Source organism: Streptomyces sp. NPDC102462 (genome assembly GCF_044765425.1).
GTDB lineage: Bacteria > Actinomycetota > Actinomycetes > Streptomycetales > Streptomycetaceae > Streptomyces.
The window spans coordinates 133,872-156,249 of record NZ_JBIWKB010000006.1 but is presented as its reverse complement, the minus strand read 5'-3'; the positions used below and the strand labels follow the sequence as shown (position 1 = coordinate 156,249).

The window sequence follows — 22,378 nt, the reverse complement described above, 5'->3', positions numbered from 1 at the left end:
GAATTGATGGATCCGAGATCGATAGTGAACTTGGACAGACCGGCTGTGGCGTTGCTGTCCTCGGGGCATGGCCGCACACCTTTCACCGCATCTCGCCCATCGCCTCCCGGCCCGTACCGCGTCGCGGCACCGGCCCGGCCGACGCCGCTGGTACGGCGCGTCGGCCCTTGCCCTCGTCCTCGCCCTCACCGGCTGCGGGACCGCGGCCGACCGGGACGCCGAGAGGCCCACCCGCCCGGCCACGGCGACCGCGACGGCATCCGCGACCGCGACCGCCACCACGCGCGCCCCGCTCACCCGGGAGCGGCTGCGCGTGGACGGCCGTACCCGCGCCTACCTGCTGCACCGGCCCGCCGAGGGAGGCGACGGCCGCCGTCCGCTCGTCATCGCCTTCCATGGCCGCGGCGCCAGTGCCGCCGAGATGCGCGAGCAGAGCCGGCTGGAGGAGGACGCCCGGGCGCGCGGCACGCTGGTCGCCTACCCGGAGGGCCTGCGGGCGGCGTGGGGCGCCGGCACCCAGGTGACGCGGCAGCGGCCGGACGTGGACGCCGACGTACGGTTCGCCGAGGCGCTGATCGGCGACCTGGTGCGCACCGAGCGTGCGGACCCGCACCGGGTGTACGCCGTCGGGTTCTCCAACGGCGGTTCGATGGCGCTGCGCCTGGCCGCCCAGCGCCCCGGCCTGCTGGCGGGCACGGCCTCCGTGTCGGGCCAGCTGCCCTCGGGGGCCGCCGCGGTCAGGCCGACGGGACCGGTTCCCGTGCTGATCGTCTACGGCGCCGACGACCCGGTGCGCCCGCTCGCCGGACTGCCCCACCCCGCCCCCGCCCCGGCCGGCGAGGAACCCGTCACCCCCACCCTGTCGGCCCGCGCCAGCGCGGAGGCATTCGCGAAAGCGAACAAGGCGGGGCGTCCGGTCACCGAGTCCGAGAAGGGCTTCGACCGCACGGTCTGGCGTCCCGGACCCGCCGGGGATGACGTCCGACTCGTCGTCGTACACGGGGCGGGGCACAGCTGGCCGGGCTCGTCCCTCACCCCGCCCAAGGGCTTCGGGGCCACCAGCACCGCACTGAGCGCGACCCGCACGGTGCTCGACTTCTTCACGCCCGCACACCGGTAGCAGCGTCTGCACGCGGGTCGGCGGCGCCGTACTCGGGCCGGCGGCGCCGTACACGGAGAGAACAGGAAGGCAAACCATGTCGCAGTACGGTCACATCAACCGACGGCGCGGGGCGCGGCGGGGGCGGGGCGTCGTCGCCGCCGTGGCGGGGGCGGGCGCGCTCGCCGTCGCCGGGAGCTACGCGGCCGGTCTCGGCCCGTTCGCCCGCGCGGACGGCGCGCATGGTCCCGACCCGGCGGCCGTGGCGCAGGCCCGCGCCTTCCTCGCCGACTGGGCGGCCGGCCGGGTGCCGGCCGCGTCCGCCCGTACGACGAGCCCCGACCGGGCACGTCAGGTGCTGGACAACTTCACCGCCGGCCTGGACATCGAACGGCCCCGGCTCACCGCGCGGGCGGCCACCCGGACCGGCGACGACGCGGTCACCGTGCCCTTCACGGCCCGTATGCCGATATCCGGCCTCGGCACCTGGACGTACGCCTCCAAGCTGCCGCTGAGCAGACAGCAGGACGGCGACTGGAAGGTGGACTGGCGGCTGTCGCTGGTCCATCCCCGGCTGAGCGAGACGGAGAAGTTCCACCTGGCCAGGGAGGAGTCGTCGGCCCCGGACGTCACCGACCGGACCGGCAGGGCGCTGTCCGGCGACGCGTTCCCCTCCCTGGCCCCGGTCCTCGGACAGCTCGGCGGGGCCGGGTCCGGGCCGCGCGGCGCGGTGCAGCTCGTCGACCGGACGACCGGCGAGGTGGAGCGCACGGAGGCCGCCTTCGGGAAGAAGCCCGCCGCCGGGGCCGGCGAGCCGGTCGCCACCACGCTCGACGCCACCTGGCAGTCCGCCGCGGAACGGGCCGTCGCCGAGGGCGCGGACGGCAGGAACGCCTCGCTCGTCGCCCTGCGCATCGACGACGGCGAGATCCTGGCCCTCGCCAACGCCCCGTCGTCGGGCTTCAACCGGGCCGTCTCCGGCACCTACGCGCCCGGCTCCACCTGGAAGATCGTCACCAGCGCCGCCCTGCTGCTGAAGGACGCCGTCGCGCCCGGTGACGTCGTGGACTGCCCCAAGTACCTCACGGTGGGCAAGGAGTTCCACAACGTGGAGACCTCCGAGCACCGGGGCGCCACCTTCCTGAAGGACTTCACCGAGTCCTGCAACACCGCGTTCATCAGCCTGCGCGGCAAGCTCGCCGACTCGGAAACGGGCGACGTGGCGCGCACCTACTTCGGCGTCGGGCAGGAGTGGCACGTCGGCATCCCGACGTACGACGGGTCGGTGCCGGTGCCCCGGGACGAGACCGAGAAGGCCGCCTCCATGATCGGGCAGGGCCGGATCCAGGCCAACCCGCTGATCATGGCGTCGGTCACCGCGACCGCGGTCTCCGGCACCTTCCATCAGCCGACGATCACCGGCCGGACCGAGGACGCGACCAGCACGAAACCGCTGCCCCAGAAGGTGGTCGGGCAGCTGCGGGAGATGCTGCGCGCGACCGTCACCGACGGCACGGCGCGGGTGCTGGCCGACCTGCCGGGCGACATCGGCGCGAAGACCGGCACGGCCGAGGTGTCCGACGCCCCCGAGGGCGCGGACAACAACGGCTGGCTGGTCGCCCACCGCGGCAACGTCGCCGTGGCCTGCGTCGTCGAGGAGGGGGTCACCGGCGGCGGCTCGGCCGGGCCGATCCTGCACAGCCTGCTGGCCGCGGTGCCCGGCGACCCGTCGTGACCGGACCCGTGGCCGGTCACCGTACGTGAGGGCATCCCCTGTCATTCATTACTGTGTGTAAGTGATCCCCCTCGTTGGGTAGTCGTCGCGGTGGCGGAATGCGAATTCTGCGCAACGATGGTGTTACTGACCGCAATGTTCCCTGCAAGGGGGTACCGATGGCTGTGGAAATCCCTCCCCTGGTGAAACCCTCCACGCTCAGGCAGCGCGGAGGGCTTCTGGGGGAATGCCTGGCGGAGTTCCTGGGGACGCTCGTCCTCGTCGCGTTCGGCTGCGGCTCCGTCGCGGTGGCGGTCGCGGGTCTGCCCGGGTCGGGCCGCACGTCGGGGCCCACGACCTTCTTCATCAGCGCCGGGGACTGGCTGCTGATCACCTGGGGCTGGGGCATGGCCGTCGTCTTCGGCGTGTACGTGGCCGGCGGCGTCAGCGGCGCCCACATCAACCCGGCGGTGACGCTGGCGTTCGCGGTGCGCCGCAAGTTCGCCTGGGTCAAGGTCGCGCCGTACTGGCTGGCCCAGGTGGCCGGCGGCTTCGTCGGGGCGGCGCTGGTGTACGGCGTCTACCACGACGCGATCAACACGTTCGACCGCACGGTGACGGGGCCGAAGACCAACGGGCACACGCTCACCACGTTCTCGATCTTCGGCACCTTCCCGGCGCAGTACTTCCACGGCGGGATCTGGGGGCCGCTGGTCGACCAGATCGTCGGCACCGCGTTCCTGGTCCTGTTCATCGTCGCCCTCATCGACCTGCGCAACACGGCCGTGCGGGCGAACCTCGGGCCGCTGCTGATCGGGTTCGCGGTCGCCGCCATCGGCATGTCCTACGGCGCGAACGCGGGGTACGCCATCAACCCCGCCCGTGACTTCGGGCCGCGCCTGTTCACCTGGTTGGCCGGATGGAACCAACTCGCGCTGCCCGGGTCGCTGTCCGGCTCCTTCAGCGCGTACTGGTGGATCCCGATCGTCGGGCCGCTGGTCGGCGGGGTGGTCGGGGTGCTGGTGTACGACCTGTTCATCGGGGACGTGCTGCACATTCGCGCGGCGCAGGCGGAGCTTCCGGAGCCGGGGCGTACCCGCGCGTAGCGCTCCGCTGGGTTGGGCGGAATGGGGCGTCGTTTGGCTGCGGGTGCGTTGTGGGATCGGGGGGGATGGGGTTGTCGGTCGGGTGCGGGTGGGTTGTGGCTGGTCGCGCAGTTCCCCGCGCCCCTTTGGTGGGTTGCGGTGCGGGTGGTTGTGGGGTTGGACGGGGTTGGGCGTTGGTTGGGTGCGGGTGGGTTGTGGCTGGTCGCGCCCGCGCGGCGGAGCCGCATGTTGATACAGCCTCGCGCCTCTTTGGGCGGTGGTGTACCGCCTACACTGGGGCGGCGTTGGATTGTGGCGTGGGATGGGTGGAGGGGAGAGGGAGCTGTGGGGCGGTTTGTCGGGGGGTTTCCGGATCCGTCCGCCGAGGTGTTGGCGGAGGCTGCCGCCGCGTTCGGGCTGCTCGCCTCGACGGCCAGGCTGCACATCATGTGGGCGCTGTCCCAGGGCGAGAGCGACGTCACCCATCTGGCCGACCGGGTCGGCGGGGCCCTGCCCGCGGTCAGCCAGCACCTGTCGAAGTTGAAGCTGGCGGGCCTGGTCCGCTCCCGCCGCGAGGGCCGACGGCAGGTCTACTACGTCGACGATCCCGACGTCGTCACGGTCGTCCGGCTCATGGTCGGACAGCTGGCCGCCCGCGCCGAGTTCCCGTCCGTACCGCCCCGCCGAGCGCACGGAACCGGTGGCTGAGCGCTCCGCGGGATCGCCCGGTCTGTTCAGGAACGGCTCGGCCACGGCGCTGCAGGTGCTGCGGGAGCTGGACACCGGGCCGCGCGGGCTGACGGAGGACGAGGCCGCGCAGCGGCTGGCCCGCGCCGGGGAGAACACCCTCCCGGACCGGCAGGACGCCTCCTGGCTGCGGCTCCTCGTCCGCGGCGTCCGGGACCCGTTCACCGCGGTGCTGCTGTGCCTCGGCCTGGTCTCCGCCGCCGTGTTCGCCTGGGGCACCGCCTGTGTGATCCTGCTGCTGGTCGCCGTCAGCTGTGTGCTGCGCGCCTGTGGGGAGCACCGGGCCGACCGGTCCATGGCCGGGCTGCGCGAACTGGTCGCCACCACCTCCACCGTGCTGCGCCGCGCCGAGAAGGCGACGGCGCCGGCCGCCCGGGAGATCCCGGTGGCCGAGCTGGTCCCGGGGGACATCGTGCGGCTCGGCGCCGGTGACCTGGTCCCCGCGGACGTCCGGCTGCTGCGGGCCGGCGGGCTGACCGTGCACCAGGGCGCGCTCACCGGGGAGTCGGCGCCCGTGGCGAAGAGCGCCGCGGACGCCCGTCACCCGGACGGCGCGACGGGGTTCGACCAGCCGCAGCTGTGCTTCCAGGGCAGCAGCGTCGTCTCCGGCAGCGCCACCGCCGTCGTCGTCGCCACCGGGGCGCACACCCGGCTGGCCGCGGCCGAGGGCCAGGTGGCCCGGCCGCGCGAGCCGAGCGCCTTCGAACAGTCGGTGAACGGCATCTCGTGGATCCTGATCCGTTTCATGCTGCTCACCCCGCCGCTGGTGCTGATGGCGGGCGCCGCCCTGCGCGGACGGGGCCTCGAGACCCTGCCGTTCGCCGTCGCCGTGGCCGTCGGGCTCACCCCGGAGATGCTGCCGGTCGTCGTCACCACCTGTCTGACCCGGGGCGCGGCCCTGCTGGCCCGTACCCACGGCGTGATCGTCAAGCGGCTCCCGGCGCTGCACAACCTGGGCGCCGTCGACACGCTGTGCCTGGACAAGACCGGCACCCTCACCCAGGACCGGCCCGTCGTGGAGCGGGCCCTCGACGCGGACGGCCGCGCCGACGCGGACGTACTGCGCTGGGCTGCCGTCAACGCCTGGTGGACCCTGCACCTGGCCGACCTGCCCGCACCGGACGCCCTGGACGAGGCGGTCCTGGACGCGGCCGACGAGGCCGGCCTTCTGGCGTACGAGGGGGTGGCCGCCCTGCCGTTCGACCCCGTGCGCCGGCTGTCCACCGCGGTCGTGCGCACCCCGCACAGCCTCGGCACCCACACGCTCGTCGTCAAGGGCGCCGTGGAAGCCGTACTGGAGCGCTGCGCGCTGGCCGAGCAGGAACGTGCGCGGCTGGCGGACCTCGCCGACCGCACGGCGCACGAGGGGCTGCGGGTGCTCGCGGTCGCCACCGTCGAACGCCCCGCACGCGCCCGCGACTACACCCCGGCCGACGAGCGCGGGCTGACCTTCCGCGGCCTGGTCACCTTCCACGACGCCCTCGCGCCCACCGCCGCCGACGCGCTCGCCGCGTTCGCCGGGAAGGGGGTCGCCGTCAAGGTGCTCACCGGCGACCACCCGGGCACCGCGGCCCGCGCCTGCCGCGACCTCGGCATCCCGCTCGGCCCGGAGGCCGTGCTGACCGCCGACCGGCTCGACGGCCTCACCGACGCCGAACTCACCGCACTGGCCCGGCGTACGACCGTCTTCGCCCGCTGCACCCCCGAGCACAAGGCGCGCGTCGGGGCGGCGCTGCGGGCCGGCGGGCACACCGTGGGCTTCCTCGGGGACGGCGTCAACGACCTGCCCGCGCTGCGCGCCGCGGACGTCGGCATCGCCCCGCGCGACGCCGCGGACGTGACCCGGGAGAGCGCCGACGTCGTCCTCGCCGAGAAGGACCTCACCGCGATCGGGCACGCCATCGACGCCGGCCGGCACAGCGGCGGCAACGTCGCCGGGTATCTGCGGATCACCTTGTCCTCCAACCTCGGCAACGTCATCGCCATGCTCGCGGCGGGCCTGCTGATGCCGTTCCTGCCGATGCTCCCGGCACAGGTCCTGGTGCAGAACCTGTGCTTCGACACCGTCCAGCTCGCCTTCGCCTACGACCGCCCGCACCCGTCGGTGCTGCGCCGCCCCACGGTGCTCAGCCCGCGCGAGGTCCTGCGTTTCATCACCGGTTTCGGCCTCCTCAACGCGTTCGCCGACCTGGCCACGTTCGCCGTCCTCGCCCTGTCCCTGCACGGGCCGGGCACGGGCGACGACGAAGCGATCTTCCACTCCGGCTGGTTCACCGAGAACCTGCTCACCCAGGCCCTGGTGATGGTGCTGCTGCGCACCGGCCGCAGGCTGGTCGCGGAGCGCGCGCTCGGCCCGGTCGGCTGGGCGGCGACCGGACTGGCCGCCATCGGGATCGCCCTGCCCCCGTCGCCGCTCGGCCCGCCGCTCGGCCTGACCACGCTCCCGGGCGCGTACTACCTGCTCCTCGGGGTCGTCCTCGCGCTGTACGCCACCGCGCTGGTCTGGGCGCGGGGCCGCTACGAACGCTCGCCCCTGAGGAGGGACTTCCCGAGGGAGGGGCGTGCCGGGCAGGGGCCCGCGACCGGCCGGGGAAGGGCCGGCCGGCCGCGGGAGCGGGAGCGCGCGGGTCAGCCGCCCGCGCCGTAGGTGAGGTCGGAGCACAGGTCGTCGTCGGCCGACCGGGCGTCGTCCGCGACCGAGCCGGGCACGGCGGTCGGGGTCGGTGAGGCCGCGGCCGATTCGGCGTAGGAGGCGCCCACGACCACGTTGAGGGCCGCGCCGCCGATCGCTTCCAGCCGCGCGCCGGGAAAGAGCCTGGCGGCCGTCTCGGCCTGGGTGCGCAGGCCGGGCCCGTACTGGACGACCGTGCCCGCGTACTGCCGGCTGCTCGCGTTGCCGATGCCGGTCACGGTGAAGCCGTGCCGGGTGAGCAGTTGCGCCGCCTCGGAGGCGAGGCCCCTGGTGGTGGTGCCGTTGTAGACGGCGAGGGAGACGCCCTCGCCCGAGACGGTCTCGCTGGGGCCGGTCTCGGTGGAGCCGGTCTCGGTGGGGCCGGGCGAGGCCGCGCCGGTGGCCTTCGGCTTCCGCTTGCCGCTGGCGTCCTTGCCGTCGATGGTGCGGTCGGCCCTGAGCGCGGCCCACAGATCGGAGGCGTCCGGCTCGACGACCGCGACCCGCGAGCCCTCGTAGCGCCACGGGATGGTGACGAACTTGGTGTTGTGCAGGTCGATGTCCTTCAGCGACATCGCGAACGAGATGAGCTTGTTCGCCGTGCCGAGTCCGGGGTCGACGGTCATCGACTCGGTGGCGGCGGTGGCCAGCGGCAGCAGCTTGGTCGGGGTCAGGCCCTCGCTCTTGATCTGCTTGAGGAGGCTGGAGACGAACGCCTGCTGGCGCTTGATGCGGCCGATGTCGGAGCCGTCGCCGATGCCGTGCCGGATACGGACGTAGTCCAGGGCCCGCTGCCCGGCGACGGTCTGCTCGCCCTTGCGGAAGACGAGGCCGCCGCGGGTGGCGCGGTTGGGGTTGAGGTCGTTCTGGTAGATGTCGTTGGGCAGGCACACCTTCACCCCGCCGACCACGTCGGTGAGCGCGGCGAAACCCTTGAAGTCGACGACGACGGTGTGGTCGACGCGCATCCCGCTGAGCTGTTCCACCGTGTTCTGGGTGCAGGCCGGGTTGCCCTGCCGGGTCTGCCCCACGGAGAACGCCGCGTTGAACATGACGTCGGTCTGCGTCTTGGTCCAGCTGCCGTCGGGCAGTCTGCACGGCGGGATGGTCACCAGGGTGTCGCGGGGGATGGACACGGCTATCGCATGCTGGTGGTCGGCGTAGACGTGGAGCAGGAACGCGGTGTCCGAGCGGCCTATGTCGTCCTTGCTGCCGCCGCCGAGCGCGGCGTTGCCGTCGGTGCGCGCGTCGGAGCCGATGACCAGGACGTTCTGGCCCTTGGACGCGGCGGCGTCGGGGCGGTTCCTGGACAGGCCGCCCGCGTCGAAGGTGGTGATGTCGCCGTTCAGCTTGAGGTAGATCCAGCCGAGGCCGGCCGTGCCGAGCACCACCAGGGCGAGGGCGACCAGCAGTGCGGTGCGCCACGGACTGCGTCTGCGGCCACGGGTTGCGCGCCGGCCGTGCGGGGCGCCGCGCCGGGACGGTGCGTCCCGGCGCCGGTGAGACGAGGGTGTGTCAACGTCCCTGGTGGTGGTCATCCGCGCGCCCTCATCCGTCCGACTCGTACAGACTCATACACAGGGGACGCCCCGCCCCGCCCTATGGTTGTACAGTTGCGCAATGTAGCAACGATGGCAGATGGTACGCCGCCCGGGTCCGTGCCATTGCCCGGCGAGGAAAAGGGGAGGGCCGGATGCTCCGCAACGGACTGGAACCGTGGCACCTGCTGATCGTGGCGGTCGTGATCATCGTGCTGTTCGGTTCGAAGAAGCTGCCCGACGCGGCCCGTGCGCTGGGCAAGTCGATGCGCATCCTCAAGAGCGAGGCCAAGGCCATGAAGGCAGACGACGACTTCACCCCCGAGCGCCGCTGAAGCAAGGGGTTGGACATGCGCCCTGAGGGGGCGCGGGGCTGTATCGATATGCGGCTCCGCCGCGTGGGCGCGACAAGCCACAACGAACCCGCACCCGACCGACATCGCACACCCCCCTGCTCAAGCAAAGCTAAGGGCTCGCGATGTCGTACCCGTACCGCAACGGCTCGTCCTTCACCCGAAAGTCCCGCCGGTACACAAAAACCGCCTCAGCCCGAACCCCCGGCCAAGCCGGAGCATCCACCCCGCAGGGGAACGCCACCTGGATCACCCGCGGCCGCCCGAAGACCGTCATCCGCAGCCCGTCCGCGGGCCCTCCGTCGAGTACCGCACTCTCCCCGCCCGTCACATCGCTCGCATCCACGGCGACAGTTTAGAGGTTGCGCAAGTTTCCAGGAGTTGTGACCCCCGTCACGGTCGGGTTTACGAGTGCGACGACGGGTGACTACGGTGCCGGACGGGGACCGCAGCCGTTCCCCGCGTGACCGATGCGAAGGGGTGTTCCGCTCTGTCCGGTATCTCCGGGGTCTCCGGTTTCCGACGGGAAGGGACCGTCACCGACACGCCGCCCTCGGGCGGCCCCCGTCCGGAACCGGCCGCGCCGCCGGACCCCGGCGGCCGACGTGACGCGTTCTTCGACAACGCGAAGTACGCGGCCATCGTGCTGGTAGCCGTGGCACACGCCTGGGAGCCGCTGCGCTCGGACAGCCGCGCCGTCACCGCCCTCTACACGCTCGTCTACGCCTTCCACATGCCGGCGTTCATCGTCATCTCCGGCTACTTCTCACGGAACTTCGACGCGAGCCCGGCCCGGCTCAAGCGGCTGATCACCGGGGTCGCCCTGCCCTACGTCGTCTTCGAGGTCGCGTACACCTACTTCACGCGGTGGACGGACGACGCCCCGGACCGGCCGATCAGCCTGCTCGACCCGCTGTATCTGACCTGGTTCCTGGCCGCCCTGTTCATCTGGCGGCTGACCACACCCATCTGGAAGCTCGTGCGGTGGCCGCTGCCGGTCGCCCTCGGCATCGCGATGCTCGCCACCCTGACGCCGTCCATCGGCAAGGACCTCGACCTCCAGCGCGCCCTGCAGTTCCTGCCGTACTTCGTGCTCGGCCTGTGCCTGCGGCCCGAGCACTTCCGGCTGGTGCGGCGCCGCGCCGCGCGGATCGCGGCCGTGCCGGTGTCCGCCGCCGCGCTGGCCGTGGCGTACTGGGCGGTGCCGCGGATGAACTACGCCTGGTTCTTCCACCGCACGAGCGCCGAGCAACTGGCCGCGCCCTCCTGGTACGGGCCGGTGATGACGCTCGCCACCTTCGGCTGCTCGGTGACCCTGGTCGCCTGCTTCCTGGCCTGGGTGCCGGGGCGCCGGCTGTGGTGCACCGCGCTGGGCGCCGGCACCCTGTACGGCTATCTCCTGCACGGCTTCGTCCTGCAGTGGTCCAAGCCCGCGGGCTGGTACGACCCCGAGTGGATCTACCGGCCGGCCGGCGCGGTGGTGGTGACCCTGCTCGCCGCGGCCGGGGTGACCCTGCTGTGCACACCACCGGTGCAACGCATGTTCCGCTTCGTCATGGAACCGAAGATGGCCTGGGCGTTCCGCCCCGACCGCACCACCCCGCGCTGACCCTTTGGTCCGGGGTTCGCTTCGGCCGCAGGGGCGGGGGTCACTTGGGCTGGGGCTCGGTGGGGTGGGTGGGGGGTGTGCCCGGGGCGTTGATCACGTCCACGTCGTCGGCGCGGACGTAGGCGAGGCGGTGGCCGAACTGGATCTCGTAGTACTCCTCGCTGCCCTTGACCACCGGGCTCGGTGAGTAGACGAAGGTGGACCGGTCGGTGTACGAGCCGGTCAGGCGGGCCCCGGTGACATAGCGTTGGCCCGCCTCGATGGTGTACGGCAGCGGCGCCTCGGTCGCCTCCTCGATGCCCGCCGGGTAGGCGTCGCCCTCCGGCAGGGCCCGCCCGTACACCGGGATCTCGGTCAGCCCGTCCTTCGGCGTCACCATCTTGCCCGCCGCGCCGACGGCCGTCGGGCTGCCCTTCGGGTTCTTGAACCACGCCTTGCGGCCCAGGTACCAGATCGCCGTCCAGTCGCCCTGGCGTCCGGCGACCGCGTACGTCTGGCCGGCGGAGACCCGCGAGCCCAGGTCGTTGACGTCCGTGGTGGAACTCTCCCCGTCCGGGCGCCGGCCCCGGTCCTGGATCAGCGGGGCGCTCTCGCGCGGCTCGGTGTGCAGCCGCACGGCGGAGGAGCCGTGCGGCGCGCACGGCAGGCCGTCCCCGGCGCAGCCCGTGTACGTCGGCCTGTGCGTGGCGTAGTCCGGCAGGATGGTCACCATCGCGCTGTCCGCCCCGGCCGTGGCCTTCAGCGGCGCGCCGAGCAGGTCGAAGTAGTGCCGCCAGTCCCAGTAGGGGCCCGGGTCGTCGTGCATGTCGGGAATGGTGTCGCCGGTCGGTGCGGGCACGTTGTCGTGGCCGAAGATGTGCTGCCGGTCCAACGGAATGCCGTACTTCTGCGCGAGATAGCGCACGAGCCGGGCCGACGACCGGTACATCTCCTCCGTGTACCAGGCGTCGGGCTGGGTGAGGAAACCTTCATGCTCGATGCCGATCGACCGGGCGTTCACAAACTGGCTGCCCGAGTGCCACGCCTCGTCCTTGGTCCTGATGTGCTGGGTGATGTGGCCGTCGCTGGAGCGCACCGAGTAGTGCCAGGACGCCTCCGTCGGGTCCTGGATGGTCTTGAGCATGGAGTCCAGGGACGCCTCGGTGTCGTGGATGACGATGTACTCGATCTTCTCGTCGCGGGGCCGGTCGGCCAGGTCGTGGTTGCCGTACTCGTCGTCGAACTGGACGTACGGCGCGCTCAGCCAGGAGCAGGTCACCTCCTGCGGGCACTCGACCTGCTCGGGCCGGTCCGGGTCCTTCGGCGCCGGCTGCGGGCGCGGGCGCACGCTCGGCTGGGCGGCCAGGGTGATCTGCTGCCCGTCCTCGGTGGTGCGCTGCGCGCCCTTGCGGATCAGCGCGAAGACGTCGTTCGCGAAGGTCGTCGCCGTGGCGGCGTCGGTGGAGCCCGGGAACCGGGCCACCGCCTCCCACCAGTCGGCCGGATTGTCGCTGAGCGGCTTGCCGAGTTCCCGCTGGGTCGCCGCGAGCACCGCGGCGCCGCCGCGCACATTGGCGCCGGGGTCCGTGCGCACCCGCTCCGCCGGGACGCCGATCAGCCGGGCGGCGCGGCGCAGTTCGGCCGGTTGCAGGGACGGGCGGCTCATCGGGAGCGGTGCCCGCGGCGGCGGCCCGGCGAGGTTGCGTTCCTCGGTCGGCGGCGGCCCCGAGGAGGCGGTGGGCGGCATCCGGGCCCCGTCCACCAGGTGCATCGGCCCGTACCCGCCGGCGACGCTCGGGGCGCCGGAGTGCGTGTCCCAGCGTGACTGCAGATAGGAGACGCCGAGGAGCACGCTCTGCGGCACGTGGTACTCCTTCGCGGCGGCCTGGAAGTCATGCTGCAGGCTCCGGTCGTCCGGCGTGTCGCCGCCACTGGGCGGGATGACCAGCAGGGGGAGCGCGAGCACCGACGACGCGGCCACACAGACCGTCAGCCGGCGGCCGCGCAGGGCGATGAGGACACGGGAGGCGACACGTTTCTTCATTGCAGGTGACTCCAACGGGCTCGTCGCAACATGGACAAGCGCAACCAGGACAAGGGAGTTGCCCCGCACGCCACCTCTCATACGTTTCCCTGACCGGCGCGCAGGCGCGCGCCGAGAGTCACCGGCGTGGACCAGCCGCACGGCACAGGCCACCCGGTCGGCGGCAGCGTGTCCGGCGTGGCGACGGCCCCGTTCAGCCCTCGACCGGACTCACCTGCCATTCGGGGTGCCCGGGCATCGGCGGGGTGTGCGCGCCGTACAGCCACGGGGTCAGAAACGGTTTCAGGTCACGGCCCGCGACCTCGGAGGCGAGCGCGACGAAGTCGCGGGTGCCGGCGGCCCGGCCCTGATAGCGCGTCACCCAGGTGCGTTCGATCCGCTCGAAGGTCTGCTCGCCGACCTCCTCGCGCAGGGCGTAGAGCACCAGCGCCGAGCCGTCGTAGCGGATCTGACGGAACAGCGAGGGCCCGGTGGGCTCGGCGGGCGCCCCGTCGTCGTGCCGCCACCGGTCGTGCTGCTCGTACGCCGAGCGCATCGCGTCCTCCAGGCCGGGGCCGCCGTGCGCGTCGGTGTACAGGCGCTCGTAGAAACGGGCGTGACCCTCGCTCAGCCACAGGTCGGACCAGCGCCGCAGGGCGACGCTGTTGCCGGTCCACTGGTGGGCCAGCTCGTGCACCAGATCCCGTTCGGCGGCGACCCGGTCACCCAGCAGGGTGGCGCTCGGCAGGACGGACAGCGACTGTGTCTCCAGCGCCACCGGCAGGTCGGCGTCGCCGACCAGTACGCCGTAGCGCCGGAAGGGGTACGGGCCGAGCCGCTGTTCCAGCCACTCCAGATGCTCCGGGGTGAGCGCGCGGTACGCGGCGGTGTCGCCCACGAGGTGCTGCGGCACCGCGTCCCGCACGGGCAGCCCGCGCGGCCCTCGGCCCTCGGCGAACGCGAACCTGCCGATGGCCAGCTGCACCAGCTGTGCGGCGACCGGCTGCTCGGAGTCGTAGGTCCAGCGGATCCGGCCGTCGGTCCCGCGCACCCGCTCGACCAGCCGGCCGCCCGCCACCGCGGTCAGCTCCGGCGGGGTGGTCACGCGGAAGGTGACCGGGGCGCGCAGGCTCGGGTGGTCATTGACCGGGAAGACCAGCTTGGCGCCGTCGGGCTGGAGGCACAGCACGGTGCCGTCGGCCGTCGGCATCCAGCCGTAGTCCCCGATCGCGTCGTCGCGGTGGCGCTGCTGCGTCGGGTCGGCGGTGTAGGAGACGTGCACGGTGAAGGCGGCGCCGTCGGGGATCGGCCGGGCCGGGGTGACGACGAGTTCGTCGCCCTCGCGCACCGCACGCGCGGGGGCGCCGTCCACGGTGACCGTGTGCAGCGTGTTGCCCGCGAAGTCGAGGTCGAAGCGGGACAGCGCCTGGGTGGCGGTGGCGCTGATGGTGGCACCGGCGGCGAACGGCGTACGGGGTGCCCGCCAGTCGAAGTCCAGGGTGTAACGGCGCACCGTGTAGCCGCCGTTGCCGTCGAGCGGCACGAGCGGGTCGCCGATGCCCGGGGCGCCGGGGGACGGGGCCGTGACCGGCGCCTGCGCACCGGAGCGGGCGGGGGCGCGGCGGCCGTCGTGGGGGAGGGTGCCCACGAGAAGTGCGGCACCGGCGATCCCGACGGCACCGGTGAGGACGAGGGACGACGCCTTCGTGATCTTCATGGCCGCACTATGGCAGCGCCGGGTGGTCACAGCGACTTAAGTCCCCATATGCCCCTTCTGTGCGTATCCCTTCCGGCGGATGAGGGGGCGTGCGGGGGCCGAAGGCCGGCGGGTGCGTGATGCGGCGTCAGCCGAGGCACAGCACCAGCACGCACAGCCGCGGCGGCTGCGCGGACGGCGCCGCCGGCTCGGGGCTGCTGGTCTGCGGGGTGTCCGGGGCCGGCGCGGGGGTGGTTGCGGTCTCGGGCGCGCTCGGCTGCCGCGCCGCCGTACTGGTACGGGCCGGGTCCGACGCCGCGGCGGACGGCGTGGCACCCCGCTGCGCCGGTACGGAGGTGACGACCGGGCGGGGCGCGCGTGCGGCGTCCGGGTGGGTGGCCGACGGCGTCGCGCGCGGGGCGGTGGCCGCCACGGTCCGCTGCCGCGGGACGCCGCCGGTCCCCGGGTCCTGCGAGCGCGGAGCGCCGGTCGAGGGGTGGTCGGCGGTCGGCGTCGCCGCGGAGGGCTGCTCCGGCAGTTCGTCCGCGAGGCCCATGCTGCGGTTGTCCGGAGCCGCCGTCGCCTGCGGCCGGGCGGCCGAATGACGGTCCATCGAGACGACGGTGAGGCCGCCTCCGACGAGCGCGACGGCCGTCGCCACCACGGCCCGGCGCTGGCTCTTCTTCCACCGGGCCCGCTGCCGGCGGCGCGCGGCGCGTCCCTCGCCCGTGGGCGCCGGGCTGTCGACGTCGTCGGCCGGGGGCACCGCGTCGGTGGTGTCCGTGGTGTCGGGCGCGGCGCCGGGTTCGTCCGGCGGGGCCGTGTCGTCCCAGGAGTCCCACGCCGCGGGCGGCCTCGCGGCCGGGGCGTCGGCCGCGAGGACCGACAGGGCGGGGGCGGGGAGCGCGGTGGTGTGCGGTGCGATGTCGGGGGCGTAGGCGCCGCATCCGGGACACACCAGGGCGCCGTTGAGGTATCGACGACACGAGGAGCAGTAGTCCATGCGCGGGCTTCCTGGATAGCTGGCGCCGTGCGCCCGTTGGGGCACGGTCTGGTCGCGCTCGCACACCGGGCGAGCGGCCAGCAACGGTAACGAGCCTTTCGAAAGTCTGTGTGCAGCCCGTGTGCCACTCCTGCGCAGATTCCCCGCACACGGTGGGCGCCCACGGCACTGCGGGGGTGTTTGCGGGGGCGTGGGTGGCTGAGGCGGTCCGCGGAGGGCGGGGCGTCTCTCGGCCGGCTGCGCGGTGGGTGGGCAGCGGTGGGATGTGCACATGTGGGTGTGGAGGTCAGCCTGTTTTGCCGCCCCAGCGGGTGTCTACGCGCTCCCATTCCTTCGCCCACTGCTCCATACGGCGGTGCTCGAGCCGGGAGCGGGCGAACTGGGCGCAGCCTGCCACACCGCCGGCCGTGGCCACCGCCACCAGGACTCCGGTCCAGGCCGACTGGAACGTCGCGTCACCACCGGACAGCGGCTTCGACGTCAGCTTGCCGTGCGCGTCCGTCCACACCGTGACCCGCGTGCCCTGCGGTGCGCCGGGCGGCACCTCCGTCCGGGCGAGGTGCGTCGAACCGTCCGGGGACTGCCAGCGCACGGGGGCCCAGACATGACCGCCGTCCAGGGTCTGCGCGGACGGGCCGGCCGGCGCGTCCTGGGTGACGACGGCCGCGACCGGGTGCCGCTCCGCCCGCTGCTGGGCCAGGTCCCTGCCCACCGTGGACGCCGCCGCGACTCCGGCGAGCGCGCTGCCCAGCAGGGCGATCACCCACGCCGCGAGCACGAGCCAGGCTTCGACCAGGTCACTGCGGCGCCTGAGCGGATTGCGGCGCCAGCGCCAGGCCCGCACCCGGCAGAGCTGTGTCCTTGCCATGGTCGACACCCCCTTGCGGCACCGACAGGCCACCCCTCGCCTTTCAGTGTCCTCCTGTGACGGCGCGATGGCAGGTCCTACCCGGAGTGGTCCCTCGGCGTCGGCCCGGGCGGCGTCGGTACGGTCGGCGAGGCGGTCGCCGTGGGCAGCGGCTCGGGGACGTCCTCGGACCGCTGCGAGGTCGCGTCGTCGGGGCCCGCCGGGGCGCCGCCCGTGCCCGCGGGCAGCAGCGAGAGGGCGGACAGGGCCAGCGCGGCCCCGGCGATCGTGCCGAGGACGCGGCCCACGCGGCGGCGCCGGGCGGGGCCGTCCAGGTCCCGCCAGGCCGGGCCGTACGACAGCTCCCGCGGCTGCCACAGCTCGCCCACCGCGTCCGGCTCCGGTGCCGCCGAGGCCCGCTCCCGCGCGGACGGCTCCCTTGGCGCCGACCTGCGGATGGCCCGCTCCGAGTCGTCCAGAAACCGCTGCCACACCGTGTCCGGGACGGGCGGAGCGCCGTCGTCCCCGCCCGTCGGTCCGTCGCTGTCCGGTTGCCGAGTGGACACGGCGCCCCCTTCTCCTCGCCCGTCGCATCCCCACCCGGAGGACGGCACCGGACGCCGCCGCGTTCCCTTTCGCCGTCACACACATACGGGTGCCGGCCGGCGGACGGGCGGGAGCGGTGCGGCGTACGCGGAGAAAAACGCGGGGGAAAGAGACGTACGCCGGAGCTTGGGCCCCCGGTGGAGTGCCTGAACGACATCGACGCCTCACCAGGGCGGCCCCGCTGTCCGCGCTCCGCCGGCCGGCGGTGCCGCAGGCGTGATCGCCGGCTGGGAGCAGGTGCGTGCCGCGGTGTCCGAAGGTGGGGCCGGCGAGCCGGGACAGGGCGACACGGACCGAGACGACGGCGTGCCAGGGCGCCGCGTGGCTCGCGGCGGCGACCCGCAGGGGTCGGCGACGGCGGTGCGGCTCCTTCCGGGGAGGGCGTCAGCCTGATGACGGGCTTGGGGTCGGGGACTTGGTGTTGATGTTCAGGTCGGGGCGGGGGGTCAGGGCGACCACCGGGGCGCCGGCCTGGGGCGGGGGCGGGGTGAGCTGGTCCTTGGGGAGCTTGGGCGGGGTGGTCTGCTGGAAGTTGACCTGGTCGAAGTTGATCACCCCGGTCTTCTCCAGCACGGTGATGTGGTCGAGAACGGTGTCGTTGGCGAGGTCGGCCAGCTCGCGCACGAGGGTGTTCTGCGTCTTGGCGCGGATATTGGCGATCGCCGGGAAGATCTGCCCGTGGGTGATCCGCATGATGTTGGCGGCGGTCGTGTCGAACTGCCTGCCGGACTGCGCGGCCGAGGTCTCCACGAACTGCTGCTGTTGCGGCGTGGCCTGGTTGGGCAGGGTGATGCCGAGTTCCGGGGCGATCTTGCGGCACAGCTCGTCCAGCCCCGCGTGCCCCACGATCAGATGTTTGCCGGCCTCCTTCATCTGCGGGGTGGACCCCTTCTTCAGGGCGATCTCGCCCAGCGGGTACTCCCACAGCCCGGCGGAGCGGACCTTGACGACGAAGTCGCGGTCGGCCTCGGTGAGCGGCCCGTAACGGGTGTTGGCGATGATCCTGGAGGGGCTGCTCGACGTCTTCTGCACGCCGAGCATCGCGGGATAGGCGAGGGCGGTGAGGGTCATGCCCAGTGCGCCGGCCACGAAGACGGTGCCGATCGTGCTGCGGGACATGCGCATGGTGCCTCCTGGGGCGAACGACTCGTACCACGAGGTACGCGGCGACCGCGACGGCCGATCATCGCGCCCGGGTAAAAAGTGCCGCCCGCTGTGTGGTGTGCATCACATCGCTACCGTGCGGGCGGCACGGACGCCGAGGTGAGGGGGCGTTGTCGGTGCGGGCGAGTAGGTTCGGGCCGATCGCAGTCGCCGACGCACAGCAGGAGGCAGGGATGGCCGAGGTCGTCCTGTTCCATCACGCACTCGGGCGCACCCCGGGGGTGACCGGCTTCGCCGACGAGCTGCGGCGGGCCGGGCACACGGTGCGGACCCCGGACCTCTTCGAGGGCCGTACGTTCGACACCCTGGAGGAGGGGATGGCCCACGTCCGGCGGATCGGATTCGGCGAGGTGATCGAGCGCGGCGCCCGCGCGGTCGAGGGCCTGCCCGCCGAACTGGTCTACGCCGGGTTCTCGCTGGGCGTGCTGCCCGCGCAGATGCTGGCGCAGACCCGGCCGGGGGCGCGCGGGGCGCTGCTGTACTACGCGTGCGTGCCGGCCGCGGAGTTCGGCGCCGGCTGGCCCGAGGGCGTACCGGTCCAGGTGCACGGCAAGGAGTCCGACCCGTTCTTCGCCGGTGAGGGCGACCTCGACGCGGCGCGGGCGCTGGTCGCGTCGGCGGACCGGGCCGAGCTGTTCCTCTACCCGGGCGAGCAGCACTATTTCGCCGACCGCGCGCTCCCGTCGTACGACGCCGAGGCCACACGTCTGCTCCTCGACCGCTCACTGGCCCTGCTGCACACCCTGGACGACCCGACGCCCCGGCGGACCCCGGCTTCCTAGGACTGCCCCGGCCCTTGCCGCGCCCGCGAATACTTTCGTTGTTGCGCAAGGATTGGAACCGTGCGGGCGGGGAGCGCGTTGGGAGGAGTGACGGTATCGACGGATCACACCGGAAGGACCAGCCGTGGGAATCTCCCTCGCCAAGGGCGGCAACGTATCGCTGAGCAAGGAGGCGCCGGGCCTGACGGCCGTACTGGTCGGCCTGGGCTGGGACGTGCGCACCACGACCGGCGCGGACTACGACCTGGACGCCTCCGCGCTGCTGCTGAACACGTCCGGCAAGGTCGCCTCCGACGCGCACTTCGTCTTCTACAACAACCTCAGGAGCCCGGACGGCTCGGTGGAGCACACCGGTGACAACCTGACCGGTGAGGGCGAGGGCGACGACGAGAGCATCAAGGTGAACCTCGCGGCCGTACCCGCCGACATCGACAAGATCGTCTTTCCCGTCTCCATCCACGAGGCGGAGCTGCGCGGACAGAGCTTCGGCCAGGTGCGCAACGCGTTCATCCGGGTGGTGAACCAGGCGGGCGGCCAGGAGATCGCCCGGTACGACCTGTCGGAGGACGCCTCGACCGAGACGGCGATGGTCTTCGGCGAGCTGTACCGGCACGGCGCCGAGTGGAAGTTCCGCGCGGTCGGCCAGGGTTACGCCTCCGGCCTGCGCGGCATCGCCGCCGACTTCGGCGTCAACGTCTGACACGACGACGCCCGCCCCCGGCCTGCCCGCGGTCGGCACGATCGCGGGCGGCCCGGCGGCCCGGCGGCCCGGCGGCCCGGCGGCGCGGCGGCGCGGCGGCCCGGCGGCGCGGCGGCCCGGGGGCGCGGGCGCGGGAACCTGTCGGTGGCCGCCGTCGTTGCACCGGTTCCACCCTTGTTCACCGGTTCCACCCCCCTTCGAGGAGCACCAGCCTTGTCCGCCAGACCGACGGACCCCCCGGGGCACAGTCCCCGACCATCCCGCCAGAACGATTCCGGGCACGGCACGCGGCGGGGTGGTGTTCGATGAGTGCCGCGAGCGCATCGCTCGGCCTGTTCGCCGTGTTCGTACTGACCGCCGCCACCGGCTATTTCGTCGCCCAGGAATTCGCCTACGTCTCCGCCGACCGGCTCGCCCTCGCACGCCAGGCCCAGGCCGGCGACAAGAAGGCCGCCCGCGCCCTGAAGGTGCTGGAGCGGCTGTCGTTCATGCTGTCCGGCGCCCAGCTCGGCATCACCGTCACCGGACTGGTGGTCGGCTTCATCGCCGAACCGTCGGTGTCCGCGCTGCTCCGGCCGGCGCTGTCCGGGCTCGGCCTGCCCGGCGCGGCGGTGAGCGGAGTCTCCGTCGTGCTCGCCTTCGCCGGGGCCACGGTCGTCCAGATGGTGCTCGGCGAACTCGCCCCGAAGAACCTCGCGATCGCCGTGCCGGAGCGGCTGGCCAAGGCGCTGGCCGGGTCCACGCTGGCGTACCTGAAGGTCGTCGGCCCCGTCGTGCACGTCTTCGACGGCGCCGCGAACAGGCTGCTGCGCAAGGCCGGCATCGAGCCGGTCGAGGAACTGCACCACGGCGCCACCCTGGAGGAGCTGGGCCATCTGATCGGCGAGTCCCACCAGCGGGGCGAACTGCCCAAGGACACCGCCGAACTCCTCGACCACGCCCTGGAGTTCTCCGAGCGCACCCTGGACGAGGTGATGGTGCCGCGGGCGGACGCCGTCTTCGTCCGCAAGGACGCCACCGCGGCCGAGGCGGTCGACCTGATCGCCGCGCACGGGCACTCCAACTACCCCGTGCTCGGCGACCACCCGGACGACGTCACCGGAGTGCTCGGCGTACGGGAGCTGACGGCCCTGCCCGCCGGGCGCCTCGCCGCCACGGCCGCGGGCGCGCTGGCCCGGCGGCCCCTGCTGCTGCCCGACACGCTGCCGCTGCCGGATGCCGTGCGCCGCATGCGCGAGCAGGACGACGAGTTCGCGGTCGTCCTGGACGAGCACGGCGGTGTGGCCGGCGTCGTCACCTACGAGGACATCGCCGAGGAACTGGTCGGCGACATCGCCGACGAGAGCGACACCGTGACCGAGCCGGCCGTGGCCGACGGCACCGGCTGGCTGGTGGACGCCGGGCGCCGGCTGGACGAGATCGCCGAGGCGACCGGGATCGAACTGCCCGAGGAAGAGGACTACGACACGGTGGCCGGCCTGATCGTCGACCGGCTCGGCCGCTTCCCCGCCGTGGGCGACCGGGTCACCGTCCGTCTCGCCGACGGCGGCCGGGCCGTCCTGGAGGTACGCGGACTCGACCGGCACGTCCCCGAACGGGTCCGCCTGGAACGGGCGCCCACGGACGGCGCCGGCACCGGGGCCGCGCACGAGGAGGGGCAGGCATGAGTTTCCCGATGGCGCTCTTCGTCACCGTGCTGCTGCTGATCGGCAGCGGATTCTTCGTGGCCGCCGAGTTCGCGCTGGTGGCCGCCAAACGGCACCGCATGGAGAAGGCCGCGGCCGACGGGCGGCGCGGTGCGAAGGCGGCGCTGGCCGGCATGCGCGAGCTGTCGCTGATGCTGGCGGGCGCCCAGCTCGGCATCACCGTGTGCACCCTGGGCCTGGGCTCGGTGTCCAAGCCCGCGATCTCGCACGAACTGGACCCGCTGCTGCACCGGGTGGGCCTGCCGAGCGGAGTCAGCTACGGCGTCTCCTTCGCCGTCGCCATGATCGTGGTGGTCTTCCTGCACATGGTCGTCGGCGAGATGGCCCCCAAGTCGTGGGCCATCGCCCATTCCGAGCGGTCCGCCATGCTGCTCTCCCCGGCCTTCCGCGCGGTGGTGCGGGTCGTACGGCCGCTGATCCGGGTGCTCAACCGGATGAGCAACGCGCTGGTCGCCCTGTGCCGGGTCACCCCGCGCGACGAGCTGGCCGCGGTCCACAACCGCGAACAGCTCACCCATCTCGTCGCGGAGTCCGAGCGGCTGGGCCTGATCAGCAAGGGCGACTCACAGCTGCTCACCAGCTCGCTGACCGAACCGCTGAACCCGGTCGCCGCGCTCCAGGTGCCGGCCGCCCGGATCACCGCCGTGCCCGCGGACGCGGACGCGGACACCGTCCTCGCCACCGCCGCGGCACACGACCGCAACCGGCTGCTGGTCCGTGCCGGCGACCGGATCGTCGGCTCCGTGCACGCCCGCGACGCGCTGATCGCGCGGTCCCGGGGGCGTGGCGTCACCGCTCGTGAACTGGCCCGGCCCGTACCGGAGTTGACCGAACGGGACACGGTGAGCGAGGCGATCGAGCAACTGCGCAGGCACCGGGCCTCGCTCGCCGTGGTCCGCGACGGCGACGGCCGCCTCACCGGCCTGGTCACCCTGGACGACCTGCTCACCCGCCTCCTCCACCCCCAGCCGACACCCCAGCCGACACCCCGTCCGACCCCCTGACGACGACGCGTGCGGACGACCCCATGTGAGCAGCGCCACGACGACGCCCGCG

At 73.3% G+C, this 22,378-nt stretch carries 17 protein-coding genes and 1 pseudogene; 11 read left to right on the top strand and 7 right to left on the bottom strand.

Annotation, left to right across the window (positions count from 1 at the left end):
- Nucleotides 1–67: 67 nt before the first annotated feature.
- The 5 genes from ACIRFL_RS07830 (at nt 68) to mgtA (ending at nt 7,292) form a co-directional block, all read left to right on the top strand.
- Nucleotides 68–1,120, top strand: a complete 1,053-nt coding sequence (locus tag ACIRFL_RS07830) for an alpha/beta hydrolase family esterase (RefSeq protein ID WP_404025124.1) — start codon at nt 68–70, stop codon at nt 1,118–1,120.
- 76 nt (nt 1,121–1,196) lie between these two features.
- Nucleotides 1,197–2,834, top strand: a complete 1,638-nt coding sequence (locus ACIRFL_RS07825) for a penicillin-binding transpeptidase domain-containing protein (protein ID WP_404025121.1) — start codon at nt 1,197–1,199, stop codon at nt 2,832–2,834.
- 158 nt (nt 2,835–2,992) lie between these two features.
- Nucleotides 2,993–3,919 (top strand): MIP/aquaporin family protein, encoded by a 927-nt coding sequence (locus ACIRFL_RS07820; RefSeq protein WP_404025118.1) that lies wholly within the window; start codon nt 2,993–2,995, stop codon nt 3,917–3,919.
- A gap of 324 nt (nt 3,920–4,243) precedes the next feature.
- Nucleotides 4,244–4,606: an ArsR/SmtB family transcription factor gene (locus ACIRFL_RS07815; protein WP_404025115.1), complete on the top strand. Its 363-nt coding sequence runs from the start codon at nt 4,244–4,246 to the stop codon at nt 4,604–4,606.
- Nucleotides 4,599–7,292: a magnesium-translocating P-type ATPase gene (gene mgtA, locus ACIRFL_RS07810; protein ID WP_404025112.1), complete on the top strand. Its 2,694-nt coding sequence runs from the start codon at nt 4,599–4,601 to the stop codon at nt 7,290–7,292. The genes ACIRFL_RS07815 and mgtA overlap by 8 nt, the downstream gene beginning before the upstream one ends.
- On the opposite strand, the gene ACIRFL_RS07805 is transcribed toward mgtA, so the two are convergent.
- The gene (locus tag ACIRFL_RS07805) at nt 7,274–8,854 is read right to left on the bottom strand and encodes an LCP family protein (RefSeq protein ID WP_404025110.1); all 1,581 of its coding nucleotides are present in this window, start codon (nt 8,852–8,854) and stop codon (nt 7,274–7,276) included. The two genes, mgtA and ACIRFL_RS07805, sit on opposite strands and share 19 nt — an antisense overlap.
- Nucleotides 8,855–9,009: 155 nt before the next feature.
- On the opposite strand from ACIRFL_RS07805, the pseudogene tatA reads away from it, so the two are divergent.
- Together tatA and ACIRFL_RS07795 are read left to right on the top strand one after the other, a co-directional pair.
- A pseudogene (gene tatA, locus ACIRFL_RS07800) lies at nt 9,010–9,165 on the top strand (Sec-independent protein translocase subunit TatA); the annotation flags it as partial.
- Between the two features lie 532 nt (nt 9,166–9,697).
- Nucleotides 9,698–10,816 (top strand): acyltransferase family protein, encoded by a 1,119-nt coding sequence (locus tag ACIRFL_RS07795; RefSeq protein WP_404025304.1) that lies wholly within the window; start codon nt 9,698–9,700, stop codon nt 10,814–10,816.
- Nucleotides 10,817–10,856: 40 nt separating this feature from the next.
- Here the strand turns inward: ACIRFL_RS07795 and ACIRFL_RS07790 are convergent, their stop codons facing one another.
- The 6 genes from ACIRFL_RS07790 to ACIRFL_RS07765 all read right to left on the bottom strand — a co-directional run bounded on the left by ACIRFL_RS07790 (nt 10,857) and on the right by ACIRFL_RS07765 (nt 18,095).
- Complete coding sequence (locus ACIRFL_RS07790; protein ID WP_404025109.1) at nt 10,857–12,839, bottom strand: N-acetylmuramoyl-L-alanine amidase; 1,983 nt, start codon at nt 12,837–12,839, stop codon at nt 10,857–10,859.
- A gap of 193 nt (nt 12,840–13,032) precedes the next feature.
- The gene (locus tag ACIRFL_RS07785) at nt 13,033–14,535 is read right to left on the bottom strand and encodes a M1 family metallopeptidase (protein ID WP_404025107.1); all 1,503 of its coding nucleotides are present in this window, start codon (nt 14,533–14,535) and stop codon (nt 13,033–13,035) included.
- A gap of 127 nt (nt 14,536–14,662) precedes the next feature.
- On the bottom strand, nt 14,663–15,517 hold the full coding sequence (locus tag ACIRFL_RS07780) for a hypothetical protein (RefSeq protein ID WP_404025105.1): 855 nt from the start codon (nt 15,515–15,517) through the stop codon (nt 14,663–14,665).
- A gap of 286 nt (nt 15,518–15,803) precedes the next feature.
- Complete coding sequence (locus ACIRFL_RS07775; RefSeq protein WP_404025102.1) at nt 15,804–16,385, bottom strand: hypothetical protein; 582 nt, start codon at nt 16,383–16,385, stop codon at nt 15,804–15,806.
- A gap of 77 nt (nt 16,386–16,462) precedes the next feature.
- Nucleotides 16,463–16,930, bottom strand: coding sequence for a hypothetical protein (locus tag ACIRFL_RS07770; RefSeq protein WP_404025100.1), 468 nt, complete (start codon nt 16,928–16,930; stop codon nt 16,463–16,465).
- A 424-nt stretch (nt 16,931–17,354) separates the two neighbouring features.
- Nucleotides 17,355–18,095 carry a DUF4142 domain-containing protein gene (locus tag ACIRFL_RS07765; protein WP_404025098.1) on the bottom strand — a complete coding sequence of 247 codons (741 nt, stop codon included), beginning with the start codon at nt 18,093–18,095 and terminating at the stop codon, nt 17,355–17,357.
- 212 nt (nt 18,096–18,307) lie between these two features.
- Here ACIRFL_RS07765 and ACIRFL_RS07760 point away from each other — a divergent pair, with 212 nt between their 5' ends.
- From ACIRFL_RS07760 to ACIRFL_RS07745, 4 genes are all read left to right on the top strand, one after another.
- A complete protein-coding gene (locus ACIRFL_RS07760) occupies nt 18,308–18,916 on the top strand; it encodes a dienelactone hydrolase family protein (RefSeq protein WP_404025095.1) in 609 nt (202 codons plus the stop codon).
- 124 nt (nt 18,917–19,040) lie between these two features.
- Nucleotides 19,041–19,616, top strand: coding sequence for a TerD family protein (locus ACIRFL_RS07755; RefSeq protein WP_404025093.1), 576 nt, complete (start codon nt 19,041–19,043; stop codon nt 19,614–19,616).
- Nucleotides 19,617–19,921: 305 nt separating this feature from the next.
- Nucleotides 19,922–21,283: a hemolysin family protein gene (locus ACIRFL_RS07750; RefSeq protein ID WP_404025090.1), complete on the top strand. Its 1,362-nt coding sequence runs from the start codon at nt 19,922–19,924 to the stop codon at nt 21,281–21,283.
- Nucleotides 21,280–22,326: a hemolysin family protein gene (locus tag ACIRFL_RS07745; RefSeq protein ID WP_404025087.1), complete on the top strand. Its 1,047-nt coding sequence runs from the start codon at nt 21,280–21,282 to the stop codon at nt 22,324–22,326. Before ACIRFL_RS07750 ends, ACIRFL_RS07745 begins: the two co-directional genes overlap by 4 nt.
- The last annotated feature ends 52 nt before the right edge of the window (nt 22,327–22,378 follow it).

What these genes read in the sequence shown, in the direction of transcription:
- ACIRFL_RS07830 (WP_404025124.1), top strand. Translation starts at nt 68, where the DNA reads ATGGCCGCACACCTTTCACCGCATCTCGCCCATCGCCTCCCGGCCCGT.
- ACIRFL_RS07760 (WP_404025095.1), top strand. Translation starts at nt 18,308, where the DNA reads ATGGCCGAGGTCGTCCTGTTCCATCACGCACTCGGGCGCACCCCGGGG.
- ACIRFL_RS07765 (WP_404025098.1), bottom strand. Translation starts at nt 18,095, where the DNA reads ATGCGCATGTCCCGCAGCACGATCGGCACCGTCTTCGTGGCCGGCGCA.
- ACIRFL_RS07745 (WP_404025087.1), top strand. Translation starts at nt 21,280, where the DNA reads ATGAGTTTCCCGATGGCGCTCTTCGTCACCGTGCTGCTGCTGATCGGC.
- ACIRFL_RS07820 (WP_404025118.1), top strand. Translation starts at nt 2,993, where the DNA reads ATGGCTGTGGAAATCCCTCCCCTGGTGAAACCCTCCACGCTCAGGCAG.
- ACIRFL_RS07775 (WP_404025102.1), bottom strand. Translation starts at nt 16,385, where the DNA reads ATGGCAAGGACACAGCTCTGCCGGGTGCGGGCCTGGCGCTGGCGCCGC.
- ACIRFL_RS07805 (WP_404025110.1), bottom strand. Translation starts at nt 8,854, where the DNA reads ATGACCACCACCAGGGACGTTGACACACCCTCGTCTCACCGGCGCCGG.
- ACIRFL_RS07785 (WP_404025107.1), bottom strand. Translation starts at nt 14,535, where the DNA reads ATGAAGATCACGAAGGCGTCGTCCCTCGTCCTCACCGGTGCCGTCGGG.
- ACIRFL_RS07780 (WP_404025105.1), bottom strand. Translation starts at nt 15,517, where the DNA reads ATGGACTACTGCTCCTCGTGTCGTCGATACCTCAACGGCGCCCTGGTG.
- ACIRFL_RS07750 (WP_404025090.1), top strand. Translation starts at nt 19,922, where the DNA reads ATGAGTGCCGCGAGCGCATCGCTCGGCCTGTTCGCCGTGTTCGTACTG.
- ACIRFL_RS07790 (WP_404025109.1), bottom strand. Translation starts at nt 12,839, where the DNA reads ATGAAGAAACGTGTCGCCTCCCGTGTCCTCATCGCCCTGCGCGGCCGC.
- ACIRFL_RS07825 (WP_404025121.1), top strand. Translation starts at nt 1,197, where the DNA reads ATGTCGCAGTACGGTCACATCAACCGACGGCGCGGGGCGCGGCGGGGG.